A 20730-nucleotide genomic window follows, 5' to 3' on the forward strand; every position below is an offset into this window, starting at 1 on the left:
CCTTCGCGCCCCGCCGCGCACTTCTGGCTCTAGCCCTTACCCTGGGCGCCACGGCCGCCTGGGCAGCGCCTGACGTGCCGGCCACCACCGCGCCCGCCAGTAACTGGAAGATCTCGGCCGGCCCTGGCGTGTACGCCGCGCCGGATTTCCCCGGCTCCCGCAGCACGCTTGTTTATCCGATCATCTATCAGGACATCGACTACGGCGGCCGCTTCTTCTCGCGCGGCTTCGACCTGCTCGGGGTCTACGCGCTCAACAACGATATCTGGCAGATCGGCGCCGACTTCCAGTTCGACCCGACCTGGCGCAAAAGCAAGAATGACAGCCGGCTCAGGGGCCTGGGCGACGTCAACATGACCATGCGGGCGCGCGCATTCGCGCAGGCGCAGGTGTCGTTCGTGACGTTCTCGGCGGATGTGGCGCAGGATATCGCTGGCCAGGGCCAGGGCCTGATTGCGAATGGCGATGTGCTGTTCAGCCTGCCAGCGGGTAAGTGGCTATTCACATTGGGGCCAGGGGTGACCTGGACCAACGGCAAGTACATGCAGACGTTCTTTGGCGTCACGGCCGAGCAGAGCGCGCGGTCCGGCCTGCAGACGCATGCCGTGGGTGCCGGCCTGCGCGAGTGGCATGCGAATGGCATCGTTACCTACGAAATTTCGCGCAACTGGTCCGCGCTAGCCTCCGTGACCTTTGCCCGGCTGCAGGGCGATGCGGCCAGCAGCCCGATCACCGAGCGGCGCCAGCAATGGACCACCATGGGCGCCGTGACCTATCGTTTCCGCTAAGCGCGGGTAGCACGGATAGCGCAAGATGGGCTAGATGAGCGGGATGGCCGTGCCTCCCGCCTTCAGGGCCGGCCCGGCCCCGGCGCTACCGCATTCGCGCTCGCTGCCGGGGCCGCGGGCCGCAGCACCAGCCAGACGGCCATCCCGATCAGCGCCCCGCCAGCGGCGTGTGCCCACGACAACTGCTCGCCAAGGAAAATGGCGCCCCAGACGATGCCGAACGGCGGGATCAGGAAGGTCACGGTCAGCGAGCGAACCGGGCCCAGGTCGGCAATCAGCCGGTAGTACAGGATGTACGCAATCGCCGTGCAGAGCATCCCCACCCCCAGCATCGCCATCCACACGCCCGGGCCGGCTGCCGGCAGCGTGTTTTCGCGCATCAGTGCAGCCGCACTGAACGGCAGCAGGAACAGGGTGGCGCCAATCATGCTGCCCGTTGCCACAAGGCGGGCGTCCAGACCGCCCTGCGCGGTGATCCAGCGCCGCGCGAGGAAACCCGCCAGACCGTAGCATGCGGTCGCCACCAGGCAGGCGGCGGCGCCGAGCAGCACCTGGGGCGAGAACGCCACCGGTCCAGTGCGGGTCAGCACCGCTACGCCGGCAACGCCGAGGACGACGCCGCCGGCCTTGGCCAGCGTCAGGCGCTCGCTAAAGCACAACGCGCCGATCAGCACGCCCATCAGCGGCGTCATGGCATTGAACACCGCGGAGTAGCCTGCCGGCAGCCACAGCGCCGCGAAGGAGTACATGGCGAAAGGGATGCCCGAGTTGATCACGCCCAGCACCATGACCTGGCGCCACTTGCCGCGCATATCCCAGCGCACGCGCATCAACGCCAGGCAGGCCAAGAGCGTCAGCGCCCCGATCAGTACCCGCAGAAAGGCGGCGGTCAGGGGACCAAGCACCGGCGCGCCGATCCGCAGGAACAGGAAGCTGGCGCCCCAGATGGCGGCAAGGCTGAGCAGGCGAATCAGGTCGGTGGGTTTCATGGCGGGGAGAGAGACAAGGATGGCGTGCCCCGGATTAGACCCCGGTGCCAGTGTGGCCGCAAGCTGGTTTCGGACATCTCCCTGCCTGATATCGCCGCCAAATAAGAGATCTAATATTCACTTTTAAGCGGAATCGCCACGGAGACACCCTACTGAAGAGGGGACAGCTACACGTGTTTCGTGACAAATCGTAGTTAATTATTTTAAAATCTGATCTGCGCCAGAGTTAATTGACCCCTCCGACGCATTCCCGACAAGCCGCCACTCACGTGGCGGCTTCTTTTTTTGCGGCGCACGGTTCACAACTATAAATCAACGTCAACCGCAACGGGAGATGACGCGTTTGCAGCGTCATGAAACGACAGTTCCTTGGCTTGCTAGCCCGCATTTACGTCCTCCAATTTGCCGTCGAGGTGCCGGCCACCGTGGCCATGCTCGCCGAGATGCTGATGGAGTACGGCTTTCAGGTGGACATTGGCACCGTCCGTCCCTTGCTGCGCGCCTTGCAGATGGAAGGCTACATGGAAAGCGTCCTGCGCGACGGCATCGGGCGCGTCTACCTGATCACGGAACGTGGCCGGGAAGAACTGCGCAGCAGCCGCAGCCATGTGGACGACCTGTATCGCCGACTGCACTCGCGCAACGATCCCTCGGAAGCATCTCACAGCTGATTGCCAGCACGGCGGCCGGGCCTGGCCGCTTCCACGCAGCGCCCCCGGCGGCGCTTGCATCGGAGCAGCGTGAGTCCACACTCACGCCCTCGCCTCTCCTCGCATTCCCCCCGCAAGCTGTCCACCAAAAACGCCCAAACGGGGTCGTTTTGCCGCAACTCGTCATGCGACGAATAACGTACCCGTTTCTGCGTGGACCACCATGCTTTGCATCAATGAAAGCGCCCGGGCAAGCCGCATGCGCTGGATTGCACGCGGCTTGCCCGGGCTTGCCCGGGCTTGCCGGCTGACGATGATCGCCGGGTTTTACTGCTTTGCTTTCTGACTGATTTACTTCTTCTCGGCCTTGCCTTCGTAGCGCTTGCTCCACTCGGCAAGAATGCGGTCGCGGTTGGCGCTGGCCCAGGTGAAGTCGTTCTTGATCAGGCGCTTCTCGTAGTCAGCCGGCAGCAGCGGATCCGGCTTGGCGATGCCAGGGATGGCCAGCACCGCGAAGTTCTTCTCGTACAGCGCCATGGCGTCGGACGAGGCGGAGAAGTCGGCCAGCTTGCGCGCCGCCTCCAGGTTCTTGGTGCCCTTGATGATCGCGGTGGCCTCGATGTCCCAGCCCAGCCCTTCGGACGGCAGCACGATGTCGATGGGCGCGCCTTCCTTCTTGGACTTCATCGCACGGTATTCAAACGCGATGCCGATCGGGAACTCGCCTTGCGCCGCCATCTTGCAGGGCTTGGAGCCGGAGTGCGTATACAGGCCGATGTTCTTGTGCAAGGCGTCCATGTAGGACCAGCCCTTTTGCTCGCCCATCATCTGCAGCCACGCGCTCACGTCCAGGTAGCCGGTGCCCGACGACGCCGGATGCGGCATGACAATCTTGCCGGCGTATACCGGCTTGGTCAGGTCGGCCCACGACGTGGGCTTGGGCAAGCCCTGCTTTTGCGCTTCGATGGTGTTGAAGCAGATTGCCGCGCCCCACACGTCCATGCCAACCCACGCCGGCGGATTGGCGGCGCTGCGGTATTGCGCGTCCACCGCCGCCAGGTTCTTCGGCGCGTACGGCTGCAGCATGCCTTCCTTGTCGAGAATGGCGAGGCTGGAACCGGCCAGGCCCCACACCGCGTCGGCGCGCGGCGCTGCCTTCTCGGCCAGCAGCTTGGCGGTCACGATGCCGGTGGAGTCGCGCACCCACTTGATCTCGATGTCCGGGTTGGCCTTTTCGAACGCGGCCTTGTAGGCGGCGATCTGGTCGGCCTCCAGCGCGGTGTAAACCGTCAGCACGGTATTGGCATGGGCTGCGCCGGCCAGCAGCGCGAAGGCGGCCACGGCAGTGGCGGTGCGGAACAGGTGAGTCATGGTTTCTCCTTGGTGGAAAGCGTGTCGTGAAATTCGGGAGGTGAAAGGCGCCTTGATTGGCCGGCGCTGGTTAGCGACGGCGAATCAAGGCACCGGCGCGCGCCAGGCTTGCGTGCGGCGCAGCCAGCCGCGCGCGGCGCCCATCAGCAGCAGGCAGGCCAGCGCCGAAGTCAGCAGGATCAGCGTGGACATGGCCGCGGCCGGCGCGGTGTCGCCGGCGTCATCCATGTTCAGCACCGAAATCGCTGCCAGCACGGTATCGGGGCTGTAGAGGAAGATCACCGCGGATACCGTGGTCATGGCCGAGACGAACAGGTAGCGGAAGATATCGATCAGCGCGGGCAGGCAGATCGGCACCGTCACCCGCCAGCAGGTGACCAGCGGCGCCACGCCCAGCGACAGCGCGGCGGCCTCGAACTCGGCATCGAGCTGGCGCAGCGCGGCGGCGGCGGTAAGGTGGCCGGTGGTGTAGAAGTGGGCCACGTTACAGATCACCAGCAGCGTCATGGTGCCGTATAGCGCGTGCAGCGGATTAGACGGCGCGTTGAAGAAAAACACATAGCCCAGCCCGAGCACCAGGCCGGGCACGGCCATCGGCAACACAAAGCCGGCGCGCAGCACGCCATGCAACCACGCCGGCCCGCGCGTGCGCTCGGTCAGCCACGCGCCGAAGAAGATCGCCAGCGTGCCGGCCAGTGCGCTCAGCGCGGCCAGGCGCAAGCTGTTGCGGTAAGCCAGCCAGCCGCCGCCATCCATATTGTCGAAGTCGTAATGCGCCAGCGTGAGCTGCAGGTTGTACGGCCACAGCTTGACCAGCGAAGCGCCCACCGCCGCCGCCAGCATGGTCAGCAAGGCGGCGCCGATCACCATCACCACCAGCGTGCAACATGTGTCGCGCAGCCCGTCGCGGCCCGGCACATAGACCTGGGCACGGCTCGACATCTGCGCGCGTTGCCGGCGCTGCATGGCGATGTCCACGCCGAAGGTCAGCAGCGCCGGCAACAGCAGCAGCATGCCGATCAATGCGCCACGCGCGAACTGCTGTTGCCCCACCACGGCCTTGTAGGCTTCCAGCGCCAGCACCGGATAGCCGCCGCCCACCACCTTGGGCACGCCGAAATCCGTCACCACCAGCGTAAACACCAGGCACGCCGCGCCAAACAGGCCGTGGCGCGCGCCCGGCAGCGTCACCGTGAGGAAGGTGCGCCAGGCGGAGGCCCCCATGGCGCGCGCGGCCTCATACAGGCGCGCGTCGGCCAGCGAGAGCGCGGCCATCAGCACCATCAACGCATGGGGAAACGTATAGAAGGCCTCGCCCAGCACGATGCCCCAGAAACCATAGATGCCCCCCGCGCCGAATGCCCCCTTGAAGACGCCCTGGTTGCCGAACAGGTAAACCAGCGCGATACCCGGCAGCAGCGAAGGGGCGAACAGCGGCAGCAGCGCAATGCCCCGCCAGAGCGGCTTGAACGCGATCCGGGAGCGTTGCAGCGCGTAGGCAAAGCCAAAGGCCAGCGGCACGACCAGCGCGGCCACGGTCAGCGAGACGGCCACGCTGCGCCCCAGCAGCGGCAGGAAATTCGGGTTGGCGACCAACTCGGCCACGCGCGCGGGCAAGGCCCAGCGCCCGGCTTCATCGAACCACGCCTGGCCAAACAGCGCCAGCAGCGGCAGCACCAGCGCCACAGCCAGCCCGGCAAGCCAGAGCCACTTCATCGCAGCGGGCGCGGCATGCGCGATGCGGTCCGCCGCGCTGCCGGCGCCACGCCCGCGACCGGCAGTGGCACCGCTATCGGCCTTCGCCCCGGCCACGGGCAATGCGCGCGTCATGCGAACACCTGCAGCGCCTGGCTGGGCAGCGACACCCAGAACTTGTGGCTGCCCGGCGCCGGCAGCAGGTGGCGCTCCTCGCGCAGCACGTCGGCGAACAACGTGTGGCCCGGCAGGCGATCGGCCTCCAGCATCAGGCGATAGCGGCTGCCCAGATAGGTCTGGTCGACAATGCGTGCCAGCAGGCGGTTAGGCTCGCCTTCCACCGGATGCAGCCGGATGGCCTCCGGGCGGCAGCAAAGCCGGGCTGCGCCATCGGCCACCTCGCCGGCACGGGCCGGGGACACGGCCAGGTCGAGTTCGCCCACGCTGAAGGTATCGCGCCCGCTGAGCCGGCCATCCAGCCAGTTGGCCTGGCCGATGAATTCGGCCACGAAGGCCGAGGCCGGGCGCTCGTAGATCTCGCCGGGCGTGCCAACCTGGGCGATGCGCCCGCCCTCCATTACGGCGATGCGGTCCGCCATCGCCATGGCTTCGTCCTGGTCGTGCGTGACCATGACGGTGGTGACGTTCAGGCGCCGCTGCAACTGGCGCAACTCCAGCCTCAGATGCTCGCGCACCCGCGCATCGAGTGCCGACATCGGTTCATCGAGCAGCAGCAGCGACGGTGCCGGCGCCAGCGCGCGCGCCAGTGCCACGCGCTGCTGCTGGCCGCCCGAGAGCTGCCCGGGGAACTTGCGCTCGCTGCCCGCCAGGCCTACCAGCGACAGCATTTCGGTGACGCGAGCCTCGCGATGCGCGCGTCCCATGCCCCGGCCCTGCAAGCCGTAGGCCACATTCTGGGCCACCGACAGATTCGGAAACAGCGCATAGGACTGGAACAGGATGCCGTAGTCGCGCGCCTGCGGCGGCAAGCCTGTCAGCTCGCGCCCGCCGGCGTGGATACGGCCGGTGTCCTCGCGCTCCAGCCCCGCGATGATGCGCAGCAAGGTGGTCTTGCCGCAACCCGAGGGGCCCAGCAGGCACAGCAGTTCCCCCTGCGCCACCGACAGCGAAACGCCGTCCAGCGCCTGGAACCCTCCCGCCCCTCCGAAACGCTTGCCTACCTGCTCGACCGCCAGGAACGCGCGGCCCGGCGCGGACTCACCTGCTTGCATGGACAACCCTCTGCGCTTTGATAACAGCGGGCAGCATAGGAGCGGCGCATGCCAGCCGTGTGGCAGTTGGGCAAAGAATCCCGATGCAGGTATCGGCGGATTTTGGGGGGTGCGCCTCAATCGGCGGCCGGCACCCGCTGCGCCCAGGCCTGCAGGGTCGCTTCACCGCCTGCCGCGCAGATCTCCATCAGGCCGGCCAGCGGCACCGCCTGGCAGAACAGGTAGCCCTGCACGGCATCGCAGCCATGTTCGCGCAGGAAGGCGAACTGCGCGGGCGACTCCACGCCTTCGGCCACCACCTGCAGGTGGAGCTGGTGGCCAAGGGTGATGATGGCGGCCGCCACGGCCTGGTGATGCTCATCGTGCGCCACATCGTCGACAAAGGATTTGTCGATCTTCAGCTTGTCGATCGGCAGCCGCGTCAGGTAGCTCAAGCCCGAATAGCCCGTGCCGAAATCGTCGATCGACAATCCCACGCCGAGCGCGCGCACACGCTCGAAGGTGTCGATGGTCTTGCTGCCGCCCTCGATCAGGATGCCCTCCGTCACCTCGATGGTAAGGCTCGAAGCCGGCAGCCCGGCCGCCGCCAGGCAGTGCGTGACCATGGCGGGAAACCCTTCCTGGCGCAGTTGCAGCGGCGAGATATTCACCGCCACATCCAGCTCCACGCCAAGCTCGCCGCGCAGGTGCTGGATCTCGCGGCAGGCGGTGGCCAGGATCCACTCGCCCAGCGGCATGATCAGCCCGCTCTGCTCGGCAATCGGGATGAACTCCGTTGGCGGGATCACGCCGCGCTCGGGCGTTTCCCATTGAATGAGCGCTTCCACGCCGGCAATGCGCAGCGTGGCCGTGTCGACAATGGGCTGGTAGCGCAGCTTGAACGCCTGGGTGGCCAGCGCGCGCCGCAGCAGCCCCTCGATGGTGAAACGCGCCATGGATGCCTCGGCCATCTCGCTGGAGAAGCGGCTGAGCTGCGCACCGCCGCGGCGCTTGGCCGCGTACATGGCGGCATCGGCGTTCCTGAGCAGGTCGGCCAGGTTGTCGCCATCGTCGGGGCACAGCACCATGCCGATCGAGGGCGTCACGCGCAGGCGCTGGTTGCCTAGCTGCAGGTCTTCCGACAGGCGGGCCAGGATCTTGGCGGCGACCAGCTCGGCCTCGCTGTCCTGGCTCAACGGGTCGAGCACCACCACGAACTCGTCGCCGCCCATGCGGGCGACCAGGTCGGCGTGGCGCACCGCGGCCTTGAGGCGATCGGCCACGATACGCAGCACCTCATCGCCGATGTGGTGGCCAAGCGATTCGTTGATGCGCTTGAACTGGTCGAGATCGAGCAACAGCAGCGCGATGCGCTCGCCCTTGCGCAGCGCGCGCTGCAGCAACAGTTCCGTGCGCGCATGCAGCTGGGCGCGGTTGGGCAGGCCCGTAAGCGCGTCGTGATGCGCCAGGTGCCGGATGTACTCGTCGGCACGCTTGCGCTCCGTCAGGTCATGCGCGATGGCGAGATAGCCGCCGGTATCCAGGCCACCGATGCCGGCCTCGCCAGCAAAGGCCGGGGCCAGCGCATCTCCCGTGCCGCCGGGCGCGTGCGCCTCGGGCAGCGCGGTCAGCGTCAGTTGCACCGGCAGGCGCGAGCCACCCTTGCGGACATAGGTCCACTCCTGTTCGTCGGTCAGCCCGAGCCGGGCCTTGCCGACCACGGCGGCCAGGCCCGGCGCCACCGGCTCGCCCAGCTCGTTGGTAAGCACGGCAGCGCGCGCCGCGACCTCCTTGGGATCGAGGAAGTCCAGATAGCGCATGCCCGCGGCCACCTCGCTGGCCTGGTACCACAGCATGCGCTGGCCGGCGCGGTTGATGCCGGTCACCGTGCCGTTGCGGTCGAAGGTGATGACGCACAGCGCGGTGTGATCCAGCACGCGCGCGCTGCGCTCTGCCGCATCGGCGGCCGCCAGTTCGGCGCGGCGGATGGCGCTCAGGTCGGTCACTACCCACAGCACCCGCCCGGGCCCGGCGGTGGGCACCGGCGCCACCGCCACGCGCACGGGAATGATGGTGCCGTCGGACCTGCGGGCGTGGCTCTCCAGCCGCCCCTCCAGCGCCGTCGCGGCCAGCGTGGCGGCATCGGGCAGCAAGGTCGCGATGAGGGTGCCGGGGAACTGGTCCGGCGCCTTGCCGAACAGCCCTGTGGCCGCCGCGCTGGCGATCTGGACACGGCCGCCGGCATCGCACACCAGGAAGGCATCGCTGGCGCTGGCCAGGCCCGCGCGCTGCAGGGCGCCATCCGCCTGCCGGCCCTGGCGCGCCCGCGCCGCAAGCTGCCACGCCCTGCGCCGCTGGCGTGCCAGGCCAAACACAATCCAGGCGAGCAGCAGCGTGCCTGCCGTGCCGCCCGCCAGTACCAGCATGGAGCGCCGCGGGCGATGCGCCGATTCGAAGGCTGGCGTGGTGGTGGCGCGCAAGGTCCAGACCCTGCCGCCATAGGTCAGCTCGCGGTCGGCCTGCAGCAACGGCGCCGGGACCGGCGCGCCAGCCGGCAAGGGCTCGGCGTCACCGGCCAGGAGCGCCCCGGGCTTGGTGTCGCGGCCTTCATAAAGCAGTAGCGACAAGGCGCCGGCCGCGGGCAGGCTGACCCCGCGCAACAGGTCTTCCAGGCGCAGCGAGGTATAGACGTAGCCGGTCACGGCCAGCTGCCGCTGGGTGGGGGTGTTCAGCGGCAGGCCACTGCCATACACCGGCAGGTACAGCACCGCGCCGCGCTGCGGCGCCTGTGTTTCGCTCTCCCGCGTGAGTTCCACGCCGGCGCTCAGGCGCGCCTCGCCGCTATCGCGGGCAGCTTCGGCGGCAGCGCGGCGCACGGGATCGGACATGATGTCAAAGCCAAGCGCGCGCGTGATGCGCCCGGCGAAGGGCTCGACATACACCACCGGCGCGTACACATCGCGCGGGCCCAGCGGGTAGACCTCGAAGCCAGGCTGGCCCTCGCGGCGTATCGTCTCAACCAGCCAGTCGAGCTCCCGTGGCGGGGTCAGGCGCGCATAGCCGATCGAATGCGTGCCGGGCGGCAGGTCATCCAGCTGGGTGGTGTACAGGTAGGTGCGCCACTGCTCGCGGGTGAGGGCGGGATCGGCGGCGAACAGCCCGGCGGTGCCGCGCAGCAGTTGCTCGTTGTCCTGCAAGCGCCTTTGCAAGGCGGAGAAGACCGGCGAGAACACCGCCTCGAAATCGTCCCGCGCCACCTCGCGCTCGAGCGTATGCATGCCACGCCAGGCGCCGCCAGTCGCCAGGGCGCCGGCCGCGGCGACCAGCAGGGACAGCAGGACTGGCGAAATTGAGGGCAGTTTCATGAATTGGGGGTGCGCATGGGAGCCCTCGGTGGCCTCGCCCTGCCGCCGCAGGGCGACGGTCCACTATACCGTGGCGGCAATGGCTCGCCCACCCCCGGCGCGCCACTGTAACGTGCGGCGCCACACGCTGGCGTGCGCGGCCCGCGCACGCCCATGCCAGACTCGCGCGGGGCTAGCGCTTGTGGTAGGGTTGGCGGGCCTGCAAGCCTGCCGAAGCCCGACTCCCGGCAACCATGCGGGCCGGCCGTCCAGAAGGCGCGCGCCGTCCCCCGACACCGCCGGCTCGCATGCCCCAAGTTTCGCTTTCCCTGAAGGCGCGTCTCGCGCTGATTACCACGGCGCTTGCCGCCGTGCTTGGTACCGGCATCGTGCTGGCATCGCTCTATTACGCGCACGACGACCTGCGCGCCGCGCTGCAAGACCAGCAGGATTCCATCGTCAAGCTCGCCGCGGACCAGCTCGACACCGCCATGGAAGACCGCATCACCCTGCTGTCCCACGTGGCGCCGCAACTGGCCGGCGAGCTCGGCCGCCCGGGCGCGGAACTGCGCCTGCTGCTGGAGCGGCGGATTCCCGTGCCCGGCACCTTCAATGCGTTCATGCTGGCCGATGCCCAGGGCCGCGTGCTGGCCAGGGATGGCGTGCAGGTCAGCATTGCCGACCGCGACTACTTCCGCGAAGCCGCGCGCACCCTCGAACCCGTGATCACCCCGCCTATCCGCGCCCGTATCAATGGCGCGACCGGCGTGCTGGTGGCGGTGCCCATCGTCTCGAAGCAAGGCGAATTCCTTGGCCTGCTGGGAGGCTGGCTCGACCTGTCGAGCGCCAACTTCCTGGTGGAGATCACCCACAACCGGCTCGGCACCACCGGCTTCTATTGCCTGGTCTCGGGAGGGCGGATGCCGGTCTATGTGCGGCACCCCGATCCGGCCAAGGCCACGCAGCCGGCCCGCGCGCTGGGAGACACTTGTGGCGTCGACGACCACAGTGGGCGCGCCGAATTTCTCACGCCCGCCAGGCCGCTGATCTCGCGCTACCTGATGGAGAGCACTGGATGGGAACTGGTAGCGGTGCTGCCCGCGCAGGAGGCGTTTGCGCCGCTGCACGCCATGCAGGTGCGCTTCCTCGCGCTGGCGCTGCTGTCGCTGGCGGTGGTGGCCCTGCTGATCTGGCTGACGGTACGGCATCTGTTGATGCCCCTTACGCGCCTGCACGAGGTGGTCAGCGACAGCGCACATGACCTCGCGGCCTACGAGAAACTGCCGGCGCAGCAGCATGACGAGATCGGCGATCTGGCGCGCGCCTTCGGGCAGTTGATGCGTGACGTGCGCGAGCGGCGCGAGCAGCTCGACCTGAGCGAGCGCCAGTTGCGCGCGGTCACCGATACGCTGCCCGCGCTGCTGGCCTTTATCGGTCCCGATGAGCGCTATATCTTCAACAATCTCGCCTACGAGCGGACTTTCGGTATCACGGTGCAGGCGCTGCGCGGCATGACCGTGCGCGAGGTGATCGGCGACACCCGCTATGCGCGCGCCCGGCCGTTCCTGCAAAAAGCGCTGGCGGGCAGCGCGGTGACGTTCGAGACGGAAGAAAGCGATCCGGATTACCACTGCATGGAGACCAGCCTGCGCCCCGAATGGAGCGCGGATGGCAGCCATGTGGTGGGCGTGCATGTGCATGTGCAGGACGTGACCCAGCGCAAGCTGGAGACCCTGCGGCTATCGCGCATCTCCCGGCTCGACCATCTGACCCAGTTGCTCAACCGCAACGCCTTCGAGGCGCTGCTGCAGGCCGCCATGGCGCGCAGCCGCGAAGACGGCCGGCTCATGGCGCTGCTCTACCTGGACATGGATCGCTTCAAGGCGGTCAACGACTTCCACGGCCACATCACCGGCGACCTGCTGCTGCAGGCCTTCGGGCGGCGCTTGCAGCGCTGCGTGCGCGAGCGCGACACGGTGGCCCGCCTGGGCGGCGACGAGTTCGCGGTAGTGCTGGAGGATATCGGCGGCGCGGCCAATGCGCAGCGCATCGCGCAGGCCATCGTGCACTCGGTGAGCCGGCGCTTTTTCATCGACGGGGTGTTTGCCGATGTGGATGTGAGCATCGGCGTGGCGCTCTACAAGGGCGCGCCCATGCCGGACCAGGAACTGATGCGCCAGGCCGATGCCCTGCTCTACCGCGCCAAGGCGGCAGGCCGGGGCCGCTTCGAGATGGGGCCGCCGGAACTGCTGGATAGCTGACTAAGCTCGCCTGGCTGACTTACTTGCCTTCTTCGAACGGCACGTGCTTGCCATCGCGCGACTGATAGCCCAGCTTGGTGTCCGCGCCCATCATCCGCTCCCATGCCACCATGGCATCCGCCACGGCCTGGGGCTCGCCCTTGAACACCAGCACGTCGTTGCCGCAGCTCGGGCACTGCCCGCCAAACACGGCATCGATGCCGCGCAGGTTGGGAGCGTCGATGGCATCGAAGGTACTGAACGCCGTCTTGCACGCGCCGCACACCAGTTGCGCGGGCCGCATGCCTTCGAGCCGCGCGCGGGCCTGGTCGGCACGCTCTGCCTGGCTGCCCCGTTGTTTTGCTTCACCCATGATGGACTTCCTTTGCGCAGCCGCCTGGCTGCGCTTCACTTGATTGATTCATCCGTTGCGCGCCCCTCAGAACGGCGCGGGGCCCACAGCCGACTGTGGCGCCACCGGCGGGAACGCGATCAGCCCGGTCTGGCGTTGCAACGCATAGCGCACATAGACGCCGGCATACCACTGGCGATAGTCGCGCGCGTTGTCGATGCCAAGCATGCCGCCGACAAACAGCTGCTGGGCCGCCTGATACTCCATCGAGCCAACCAGATTGTAGGCCAGGCCGGTCTTGGACTGGCCGGGATAGACGAGATTGCCGGCCGCCGACTGGGCCGCTCGATCGGTCGGGAAATAGTCCGTCGCATCCTCGCGGAACGCCTGCATGCCTAGCGCGCCGCGCACATTGTAGGCCAGCCGGCCGCTGCGGCCTGCCAGCGAGAGCGGCACGGTCACGGCGAAGTAAGTCTGCGGGCTGAAGTAACCGCCCTGCCCGAAGGTGAAGTAGCGCAGGTTATCCGCGTATCCCATCGAGGTGAAGTTCACGCCGCTCATCAGGCGCTGCTCGGTGCTGTCGATCAGGCGCAGGTAGAACCCGCCACCGCCTTCCCAACGCGTGTTGCGCTTCACATCGTGCCCGGTCAGCAAGCCGTAGCCGCCGTAGCCGTAGATGCCGAAGAAGCCATCGTCCCAACCCAGGTCGACACGCCCGCTGCTATTCATCACGCCGCCCCACTGCAGGCCGGTGCGGTCATCGCGCGCGCCCGCATACGACAGCAAGCTGTCGGTGACGGGACGGCGCGATGCGCCAAGCGACAGCGTGGTGCGTTGTGTCAGCGGCAGGTTGAAGCGCACACCGGTATTGACGTCGGTGTAACGGAAGCCCAGCGGCGTGCTGCCAATGTCAGCCTTGATGCGGTCCGACTCATAGGCCACGCCCAGCGCCACACCAAAGGCGTTCTGCTGGCCGGCGGACGTGGATTGCAGCGGCGTGCCGGCCGAGTTGACGGGCGCGCCGCCCACCGGGACCGCCAGCGGGCCGCCGCCAAAGCGCGAGGCGGTGTTGAAGTCGCTGCCGACGGAGCCAGCATCCAGCGCAACCGGTGTCACGCGCGCCACCAGCTTGCCGTTGCCAACGGCCACCTTGGCTTCGGCCACCACTTGCATCTCGGTGAGCTGGCTCATGCCGGAGTCGCCATTGCGCCCGCGTAGCACGGGGCCACCGGCGAGCGTGCTGGTGCGCTGCGATTCGATCTCGTTGAGTTCCTGCTGCGCGGTCTTGGGACCGGTCGGGTTAGCCTGCGAATCGGCTTCGGCCAGCCAAGGCGCGCGCGACTGCGCGCCAATCGGCTGACGCCCGGTCGCTGCCGGCGCGGCGTACTGCGCAGCGGGATACTGAGGTGCCACGGCCTGCTGCGGCACAGGATAGGGCACGCCCGGTTGCTGGGCGACCTGCGCGTTGGCCGGATAAGCGGGGTAAGCCTGATTGGCCGGATACGCCTGCGCCGGCGCCTTGGCCGCGCGCGTGTTCTTGCCGCGCGTGCTGGCGGGCGCCTGCATCGGCATGGGCGCTTGCACCTGCTGCGGATAGTAGGCCTGCGGCTGCTGGATCTCCGGTGCCATGCCCTGCCCGGCAGCGGACACCGGCGCCGGGATGTAGGGTTGCGAGGCCTGTGCGCCGGCGTTCATCATCACCGGCGCGGGCGCCATTGCGGGCTGGGGCGCGGCCGCGGCGCGCGTGGGCCCGGGCACGATCAGGTACGGCGCCTGCGACCCGGGCGGCGGCAACTGCGAGCTGCCGCGCTGGCCTGGCAGGCCGACAAACGGGTTGGACGGCACGCGGTCGAAGCCCGCGCCATCCTGGCGCGCGCCGGCCGAGGATATGCCCGCGGCGTTTTCTGCCGCCACCGCTGCGCGGAAGTACTCCGCGGCGCGCGAGGTCTTGCCTTGGGCGCGGTAGAGCCGCCCGGCGGCGGTCAGCACCTTGGGCGATCCGGGTGCCTGCGCCAGCGCCATCTGCAGCGTGCCTTCGGCCCAGCTGTACTCCTTGGCGGCGGTGGCGGTGCCGATCGCCGCCAGCATCAGGTCAAGGTTGCGCGGATCCTTCTCCAGGACGCTCTCGTACAGCATCAGGGCCTTCTTGTTCTCGCCCGCCTGCGCGTACATGCGCGCCAGGCTGGCGCGCACGGCGCTGTTGCCGGGGCGCTCGGAGAGCGCCGGCGCCAGCATGTCGTAGGCAGCCACGAGGTCGCCGCTCTCGGTCAGCGCATCGGCCTGGCGCACGATGTAGGCGACCCGCAGGTCGTCATAGTCGCGGCGCTGCGAAGTACTCAGGTTGGCGTTGGCAAGCTGGCGCAGCACACCGGCCAGCTCCACATCCTGCTTGGTCTTGAGCAGAATGGCAGCGTACTGCAGTTGCATGCCGACGTCCGGGCGCACCGTGCGGCCCATGACGTTGCGCATCAGCGAGAGTGCACGCGCCTCGTCGCCCGCATCGGCGTAAGCCAGCGCCAGCGCGCCGAGCTGGTCGGGGTCCTGCTGGGCGTAACGTTCCGCTTGCTGCAAAACGCCCAGCGCGGCGGCCTGCTGGCCGCCGGCGGCGAGCCCGCTGGCTCGCTCGGCTTCGGCGTGCACCCACAGGCGGCGCTGCAGGGTGCCCATGTCGCGGGTGCGGTTCTGCGGGGGAATGCGCTCCAGCGCTTCAAGCCCGCTTTGCCAGTCGCCGGTTTCGGCGGACAGCAGCGCGCTGGCGTACAGCGCGTCCGGCATATTGGGGTTGGACAGCAGCAGGCCGTCCATGACGCTGCGCGCCTGCTCCTTCAAGCCCATCGACGCATAGGCGCGCGCCACATCCAGGCGCACCCACGGATTGGTCGGGTCGGCCGCCATCGCGTCTTCCAGCGCGCGGCGCGCGCTGGCGGTATCGCCGCGCTGCAAGGCGGCGCGAGCCTGGCCACGGGCCTCCTCGGCGCGCAGCTTGCCCAGCGAGCCCACCTTGTCCTGCTGGGCAGGCGTCAGGTTCTGCACGATGGCGAGCGCCTCCGCGCTCTTGTTCTGCGCCGCCAGCACGCCAACCAGGCCGCGCGTGGCGTCGGGGTTGTCAGGCTGCTGCTTGAGCACGCGGCGATACGCGGCTTCGGCCGGGGCGTACTGGCCTTCCTCGGCCATCACGTCGGCCAGCGCCACCTGGGCGGAAGGCTCGCGCGGGTCGAGCTTGACCGCACGCTCCAGCAGGCTGCGGGCCTCGGCGCGGTTGCCCGCGCCGCGTGCGGCGCTGGCCTGCTCGGACAGCAGCCAGTACGTGGCGCTGTTCTGCGCGCTGCGGTAGCGGCCGCCGGCACCACGCTTGGCGGCCTGGTCGAGGAAATCCAGGGCCTCCGCAAACTTCTCCTGCTTGAGGCGCAGCACGCCCATGCCGCCGAGCGCGTCGGCGTCGCCGGGGCGCTCCTGCAGCGCGGTCTGGAACCGGTCGCCGGCGCGTTCGAGGTCGCCGGCATCCATGGCATCGAAGCCTTGCTGCACGACCTGGCGCACGGGGTTGCCAGCGGCGCCTGCCGCTTGCGTGGCTTGCTGCTGTTGCTGCTGGGCCTTGACCGCATCGAGCTTGGCGCGGATGGTGGCGTCGTCGGGATGGCTTGCCAGCCAGGCCTGGTACAGCGGCACATCCGCCGGGCGGCCGCCCAGCCAGGTCAGCGCCCGCCGCCAGCTCTCGCTGGCCTGGCCAGCTACGTCACTGCTTTTGGACAGCGCCTCCAGCTGGCGAATGCCATCGCGGCGCGTGGACTCGCGATAGGTCAGGTGCTGCGCCAGCGCGAGCTGCGCGCGGTTGTCCGAGGGATTGGCGCGGGCCAGTTGCTCCAGGCCCTTGCGCGCTTCGTCCCAGCCCTGCGCCGTGCCGCCCAGCGTCTGGTAGTACTCCAGCGCCAGGTTGCCTTGCGGCACCGCGCCGCCCGTGGCTTGCTGATAGCGCTTGACCGCTTCCTCGCTCTGGCCGCTGCGCGCCAGCTGGCGCGCCTGCTCGACCTGCTGGGTCGCGCCGCCGCTGCTGATCACCTGCGTGAGGCGCGCCACCAGCGGGGAGTTGGGCTGGGCCTTCTTCAGGCGCTCCAGGTAGGTGCGCGCGCCGTCGGGGCGGCCCGCCTCGGCTTCGGCCACGCCCATGCCATACAGGGCTTCCGGCTGGGCCGGATTCAGGCGCAGGATCTTCTGCCACGCTTCGGCAGCGCGGTCGCTGCGGCCGCGTTCCTGCCAGTACTTGCCCTGGTCCACCAGCAGCTTGACCGGGTCTTCCTGCGCCGTGGCGGCCGCGGCAAACGCCGTCAGCAGGCTCAGCACCAGCGTCTTGGCACGCAGGCCCTTGCCGCGCGCGGTGTCCGCAACAATATGCTTCCCGCCCGCCGAGCGGGGGGTGTTCGCGCGTCCGTTCATGGCCGGGCGCTTGCGGTTCGACATGTCTTCTCCCACTCCAGCTCCAGTTGCCCCGAAGGCGCGAACCGGTAGCGGCCTTCGGCAAAGCCGAGGCCGAATAATCCCAATACGGTGTCGTAGTACGTGGCGGCGGATTTGCCCGTGGCCGAGTCGATCATCGTCTCCGCCCGGGTGCGCTGCACCGCGGCTGCCGGCGATCCGGCCGCCTGCAGGAACGGCACCAGTGCGGCGGAGAAGCCCGCCGGGCCGTCTCCGTCCACGGCGCCGCTGTCGGCGTGCATGCGTTCGGGCGGCGCGGCGCGTCCCGCCATGCGCTGCGCCTGCGGCGCCAGCGCCTTCATCAGCATGCGGCCAGCGGCGTCGCCGCGCGGCGTCACGCCGGCCCACAGGTAGACGCGGATGGCGTCATAGCTGCTGACATCGCCCTTGTCCGGGTCGGTGAGAAAACCGGTGCCGGCCGCGTCGCTGCGGTAGGCCGACCAGTCGGGCACGATGCCCTGCTTGGCCACTGCGTCGACCAGCTTGCCGGCCTGCGTGGCGAGCGTGCCCCACGGGCCGGACGGCTCGACTGCGGCCAGGCGGCGCAGCAACGGCACCGGCAGGTAGCTGGCATTGAGCCGCCACTGGCGCGGGCCGTCGGCATTGCCCTGGACAAAGCCCTGCGGCGCCGGCAACAGCATGGTGCCAAAGCCGGGCAGCGACACCACCTCTTGCTTGGCCACCAGCTTGAGCAGCGCGCGCGCCTGCTCGCCATAACGCGGCTGCTTCCACAACCGCGCGGCTTCGAGCAGCGCGAAGGCGAACCACAGGTCGGCATCCGATGCGGGGTTCGCATCGATCACGCCCCACGAGCCGTCAGCCCGGTGGCCCCACTGCCAGGCGGGCAGCTTGTCCTGCAGGTTGCCCGCGCCGAGGTTGGCAACGCTCCATTGCCACAGGCGGTCGAAGGTAGCGCGGTCATTGGCCATCAGGGCGAACACCATGCCGTAGGACTGGCCTTCGGAGGTGCTTTGCTGCTCCTTGGTGGACGGGTCGAGCACGCGGCCATCGGCCTGCACGAAGCGGGACAGGAACTGCTGGTACAGCGGCCACGCGCAGGCAACCTGCGGCGATGTCTTCGGCGCCGCGGCGCGGGCCAGCGCGGGCCAGCCACCCAGCGCCCCGAGCGCGCCCAGGCCGGGCAAGCCCGCCAGCCATCGGCGGCGTGTGCGGTTCACGCTCACTTGTGTTCCCCCATCTTGCGGCGCACGGCGCGCGCCCGCAGCGACAGATACATCAACACTGCCAGCAGCAGCGCGGCGCCGCCGATCATCAGCACCATGACTAGGGGGCGCTGCGATAGCCACCACTGCACATAGGTCCAGGGCGGCAGCTTGCCCACGTGGTAGTTCTGCTGTGCCGCCAGGCTGTCGATCTCTTTGCCGCGCACCAGCGCCAGGCTGCCTTGCACCTTCGTGACCCGGTCGGGATCGAGCAGCACCTCGGTCACGGTCTGCAGGCCTTGCGGCGCGTTGCTGGTGACGGCCACCACACTGCGCCCGGACGCCAGTGGCGACTCGAAGGCGCTTAGCGCGGCATCGGTGCTGGCGCTGCTGATCGACATGCGCGTCTCGACCGGGCGGTTGCGCGTGCCATCCGCGCCGTTCCACCAGCCCGTCACGGCGGACACCAGATCGGTCAGCGCAAAGCGCTTTTCATTGCCGGCCAGCGTGACCGGCATGCGCTCGGCCCATTGCGTGAAGAGCGGCTGGCTCTGCGTGGTGCCGATCACCAGCAGGTCGCGCGCGGCCTGCTTGTCGACCTGCGCGGCGCCGCTCACGGCAACTCCGGTGGCGGGGTATCCGGTGGATTCGCCCATGCGCCCCATCAGCGTGAGGTAGGTCGAGTAGTCCTCGGCAGCGGGCTTGTCCGGCAGGATGACCGCGGTCTCGGAGAGGTCGGCCATGCGCGTGAAGGGGAAGCCGCTGTTGCCGAACACCGCCAGGTCAGGCAGCGCGATAAAGTGCGGCAGGCCGGTGATGTTGATGGTCGAGTCCGGGTCGATCGCGCCCTTGACGTTGTCCAGCATCACGTCCTTGCACGCGCCCTGCTTGAGGTAGTCGTAGTAGAAATGGAACTGCAACTGCGACTGCGCGGGCAGCATGAACAGCGGCAGCTCGATGCGCTCGTCGACCGGCACCGAGCCATCCGGCAGCACCTTGGCCAGCAACTGGCTGGCACGGCCATCCTGGTTCTTGACCGAGCGCAGCGCGTAGGCGCGCAGGAACTGGTTGCTCACACTGATGTTGAGGGTGGACTTGTCCACCACCGGGCGCGGCGTATAGCGGTACTTCAGGTCGATCGGGATGCCCTTGCTGCGCCAGCCGAACAGGTCGGGCGGCAGCCGGAAATTCACCCGCACCAGGTCCGGGTTGTAGCCCGAGACATTGAGGTCGCGCACTTCGGCGAGCTCGCCGAAGCGCACCGGGCGGTCGCCGCGGATCCAGTTGGGTGCGTCGTAGGGCACGCGCGGTGCCACGTCGTCGAGCTTGTTGATGGTGGCGCTCTGCCCGGACAGCGCGCGCGCGCCGAGCGTGAGCGCCTGCGCCGCGGTCTTGAGCTCGGCGCTGTCGCGGCCCATCACCAGCAGCAGCTTGCCGTTCGCATCGCCCGGATTCGGCACCACCGCGATCGACGGCCCGCCGATGGCGGGCACCTGCACGCCGGCGGGCTTTTCTTCGTTGCTGACGAACACCACCGCATTGCCGGTGGCTGGGACCTGGTTGAGCGTGGCGGCAAACGACGCACCGCGATAGCCGGCCAGTGCGCCGAACCACGACGAGACCGTGCCGGCGGCTTCCAGCGTGGCCGTCGACGGCGCGCCGGCGAACACGAAGGGCAGCCTGAGGCGGCTAACGTCCCGGCGATCGAAGAACGGCAGCGGCAGCAGCGCCAGGTCGTTGGCCAGCGCCACCGGCGTGAGCGTGAGCTCCAGCACGCTGCTGTTGCCAACGGTGGCCCACAGGCTGGAGTGGAAGGGATCTTCGCAATCGGTGGTGTAGTGGCCGATCAGCTGCAGGTTGAGGCGGTTGAACTCGGTGATCAGCCGCGGCTCGATCGGCACTTCGCGCTCCAGGCTGGTGCCCGCGGTGTCCTTGGGCACCGGCACGGTGCCGGCAACCTCGCCGTTGACCATCACGTTGATATGCGACAACGCCGGTATCAGCGCGGGCGAATACGTGTAGCGCAATTTCAGGCGCGCGCCGGTCACGACCTCGTCGGCGCGGATCGAGAACGGCACGCCGTTGATGGCGTCCACGCCGCGCAACTGGAACGGTGCGGTGGCGCCCAGTTGCTTGAGCGTGAGCTGCACGGTGCGCGCGCCGCTGCGGGGCGCTGCGGCGGCGGCCTGCGCCGCCACCCCTGCGGGCGACTGCGCCGCGACCGCCTCGCGCGTGGTGTCGGGCACGCCGGCGCGCTGGGCGCCGGCCGGGGTCACCGTCAGCATGGCGAGCGCGAGCAATGCGCTAAGGCGGGTCGCGGCGGGCAGGCGCGCGGTGCGGTGCGCGGTTGAGCGCGCAGGCGAGCGATCGGTCAGGCGTGGTGTCTTGGTCAAACGCATTCTCTGTCTTTTTGCCAGTGGTCCGGTGCGTGTTCAAGCCGCGACCCGAACCGTT

The 20730-nt window shown here is 68.8% G+C and carries 12 protein-coding genes; 3 read left to right on the plus strand and 9 right to left on the minus strand.

What is annotated here, in order from left to right; translation table 11 throughout:
• The coding region (locus A9975_RS22045; RefSeq protein WP_255503370.1) for a MipA/OmpV family protein at positions 1-788 on the plus strand (788 nt) is incomplete at its 5' end.
• A gap of 62 nt (positions 789-850) precedes the next feature.
• Here the strand turns inward: A9975_RS22045 and A9975_RS22050 are convergent.
• Positions 851-1777 (minus strand): DMT family transporter, encoded by a 927-nt coding sequence (locus A9975_RS22050; RefSeq protein ID WP_183034678.1) that lies wholly within the window; start codon positions 1775-1777, stop codon positions 851-853.
• A 353-nt stretch (positions 1778-2130) separates the two neighbouring features.
• On the opposite strand from A9975_RS22050, the gene A9975_RS22055 reads away from it, so the two are divergent.
• Positions 2131-2448: a PadR family transcriptional regulator gene (locus tag A9975_RS22055; RefSeq protein ID WP_183034679.1), complete on the plus strand. Its 318-nt coding sequence runs from the start codon at positions 2131-2133 to the stop codon at positions 2446-2448.
• 330 nt (positions 2449-2778) lie between these two features.
• On the opposite strand, the gene A9975_RS22060 is transcribed toward A9975_RS22055, so the two are convergent.
• The 4 genes from A9975_RS22060 to A9975_RS22075 all read right to left on the minus strand — a co-directional run bounded on the left by A9975_RS22060 (position 2779) and on the right by A9975_RS22075 (position 10069).
• On the minus strand, positions 2779-3798 hold the full coding sequence (locus A9975_RS22060; protein ID WP_150985104.1) for a putative 2-aminoethylphosphonate ABC transporter substrate-binding protein: 1020 nt from the start codon (positions 3796-3798) through the stop codon (positions 2779-2781).
• An 84-nt stretch (positions 3799-3882) separates the two neighbouring features.
• Entirely contained in the window at positions 3883-5628 is a 1746-nt protein-coding gene (locus A9975_RS22065) for a putative 2-aminoethylphosphonate ABC transporter permease subunit (protein ID WP_183034680.1), read from the minus strand.
• Positions 5625-6725 carry a putative 2-aminoethylphosphonate ABC transporter ATP-binding protein gene (locus A9975_RS22070; RefSeq protein WP_183034681.1) on the minus strand — a complete coding sequence of 367 codons (1101 nt, stop codon included), beginning with the start codon at positions 6723-6725 and terminating at the stop codon, positions 5625-5627. The genes A9975_RS22065 and A9975_RS22070 overlap by 4 nt, the downstream gene beginning before the upstream one ends.
• 116 nt (positions 6726-6841) lie before the next feature.
• The gene (locus A9975_RS22075) at positions 6842-10069 is read right to left on the minus strand and encodes an EAL domain-containing protein (RefSeq protein ID WP_255503371.1); all 3228 of its coding nucleotides are present in this window, start codon (positions 10067-10069) and stop codon (positions 6842-6844) included.
• Between the two features lie 287 nt (positions 10070-10356).
• On the opposite strand from A9975_RS22075, the gene A9975_RS22080 reads away from it, so the two are divergent.
• Complete coding sequence (locus A9975_RS22080) at positions 10357-12309, plus strand: diguanylate cyclase domain-containing protein (RefSeq protein WP_183034682.1); 1953 nt, start codon at positions 10357-10359, stop codon at positions 12307-12309.
• 19 nt (positions 12310-12328) lie between these two features.
• Here A9975_RS22080 and A9975_RS22085 read toward each other — a convergent pair whose 3' ends face one another.
• The 4 genes from A9975_RS22085 to bcsB all read right to left on the minus strand — a co-directional run bounded on the left by A9975_RS22085 (position 12329) and on the right by bcsB (position 20561).
• The gene (locus A9975_RS22085; RefSeq protein WP_043357448.1) at positions 12329-12661 is read right to left on the minus strand and encodes a hypothetical protein; all 333 of its coding nucleotides are present in this window, start codon (positions 12659-12661) and stop codon (positions 12329-12331) included.
• 66 nt (positions 12662-12727) lie between these two features.
• Positions 12728-17098 (minus strand): cellulose biosynthesis protein BcsC, encoded by a 4371-nt coding sequence (locus tag A9975_RS22090; protein ID WP_183034683.1) that lies wholly within the window; start codon positions 17096-17098, stop codon positions 12728-12730.
• The gene (gene bcsZ / locus A9975_RS22095; protein ID WP_183034684.1) at positions 17071-18297 is read right to left on the minus strand and encodes a cellulose synthase complex periplasmic endoglucanase BcsZ; all 1227 of its coding nucleotides are present in this window, start codon (positions 18295-18297) and stop codon (positions 17071-17073) included. Before bcsZ ends, A9975_RS22090 begins: the two co-directional genes overlap by 28 nt.
• The gene (bcsB, locus tag A9975_RS22100; protein ID WP_183034827.1) at positions 18294-20561 is read right to left on the minus strand and encodes a cellulose biosynthesis cyclic di-GMP-binding regulatory protein BcsB; all 2268 of its coding nucleotides are present in this window, start codon (positions 20559-20561) and stop codon (positions 18294-18296) included. Before bcsB ends, bcsZ begins: the two co-directional genes overlap by 4 nt.
• Positions 20562-20730: the final 169 nt, after the last annotated feature.

The organism is Cupriavidus sp. UME77 (assembly GCF_014170355.1).
In the GTDB taxonomy this organism is placed as follows: Bacteria; Pseudomonadota; Gammaproteobacteria; order Burkholderiales; family Burkholderiaceae; genus Cupriavidus; species Cupriavidus basilensis.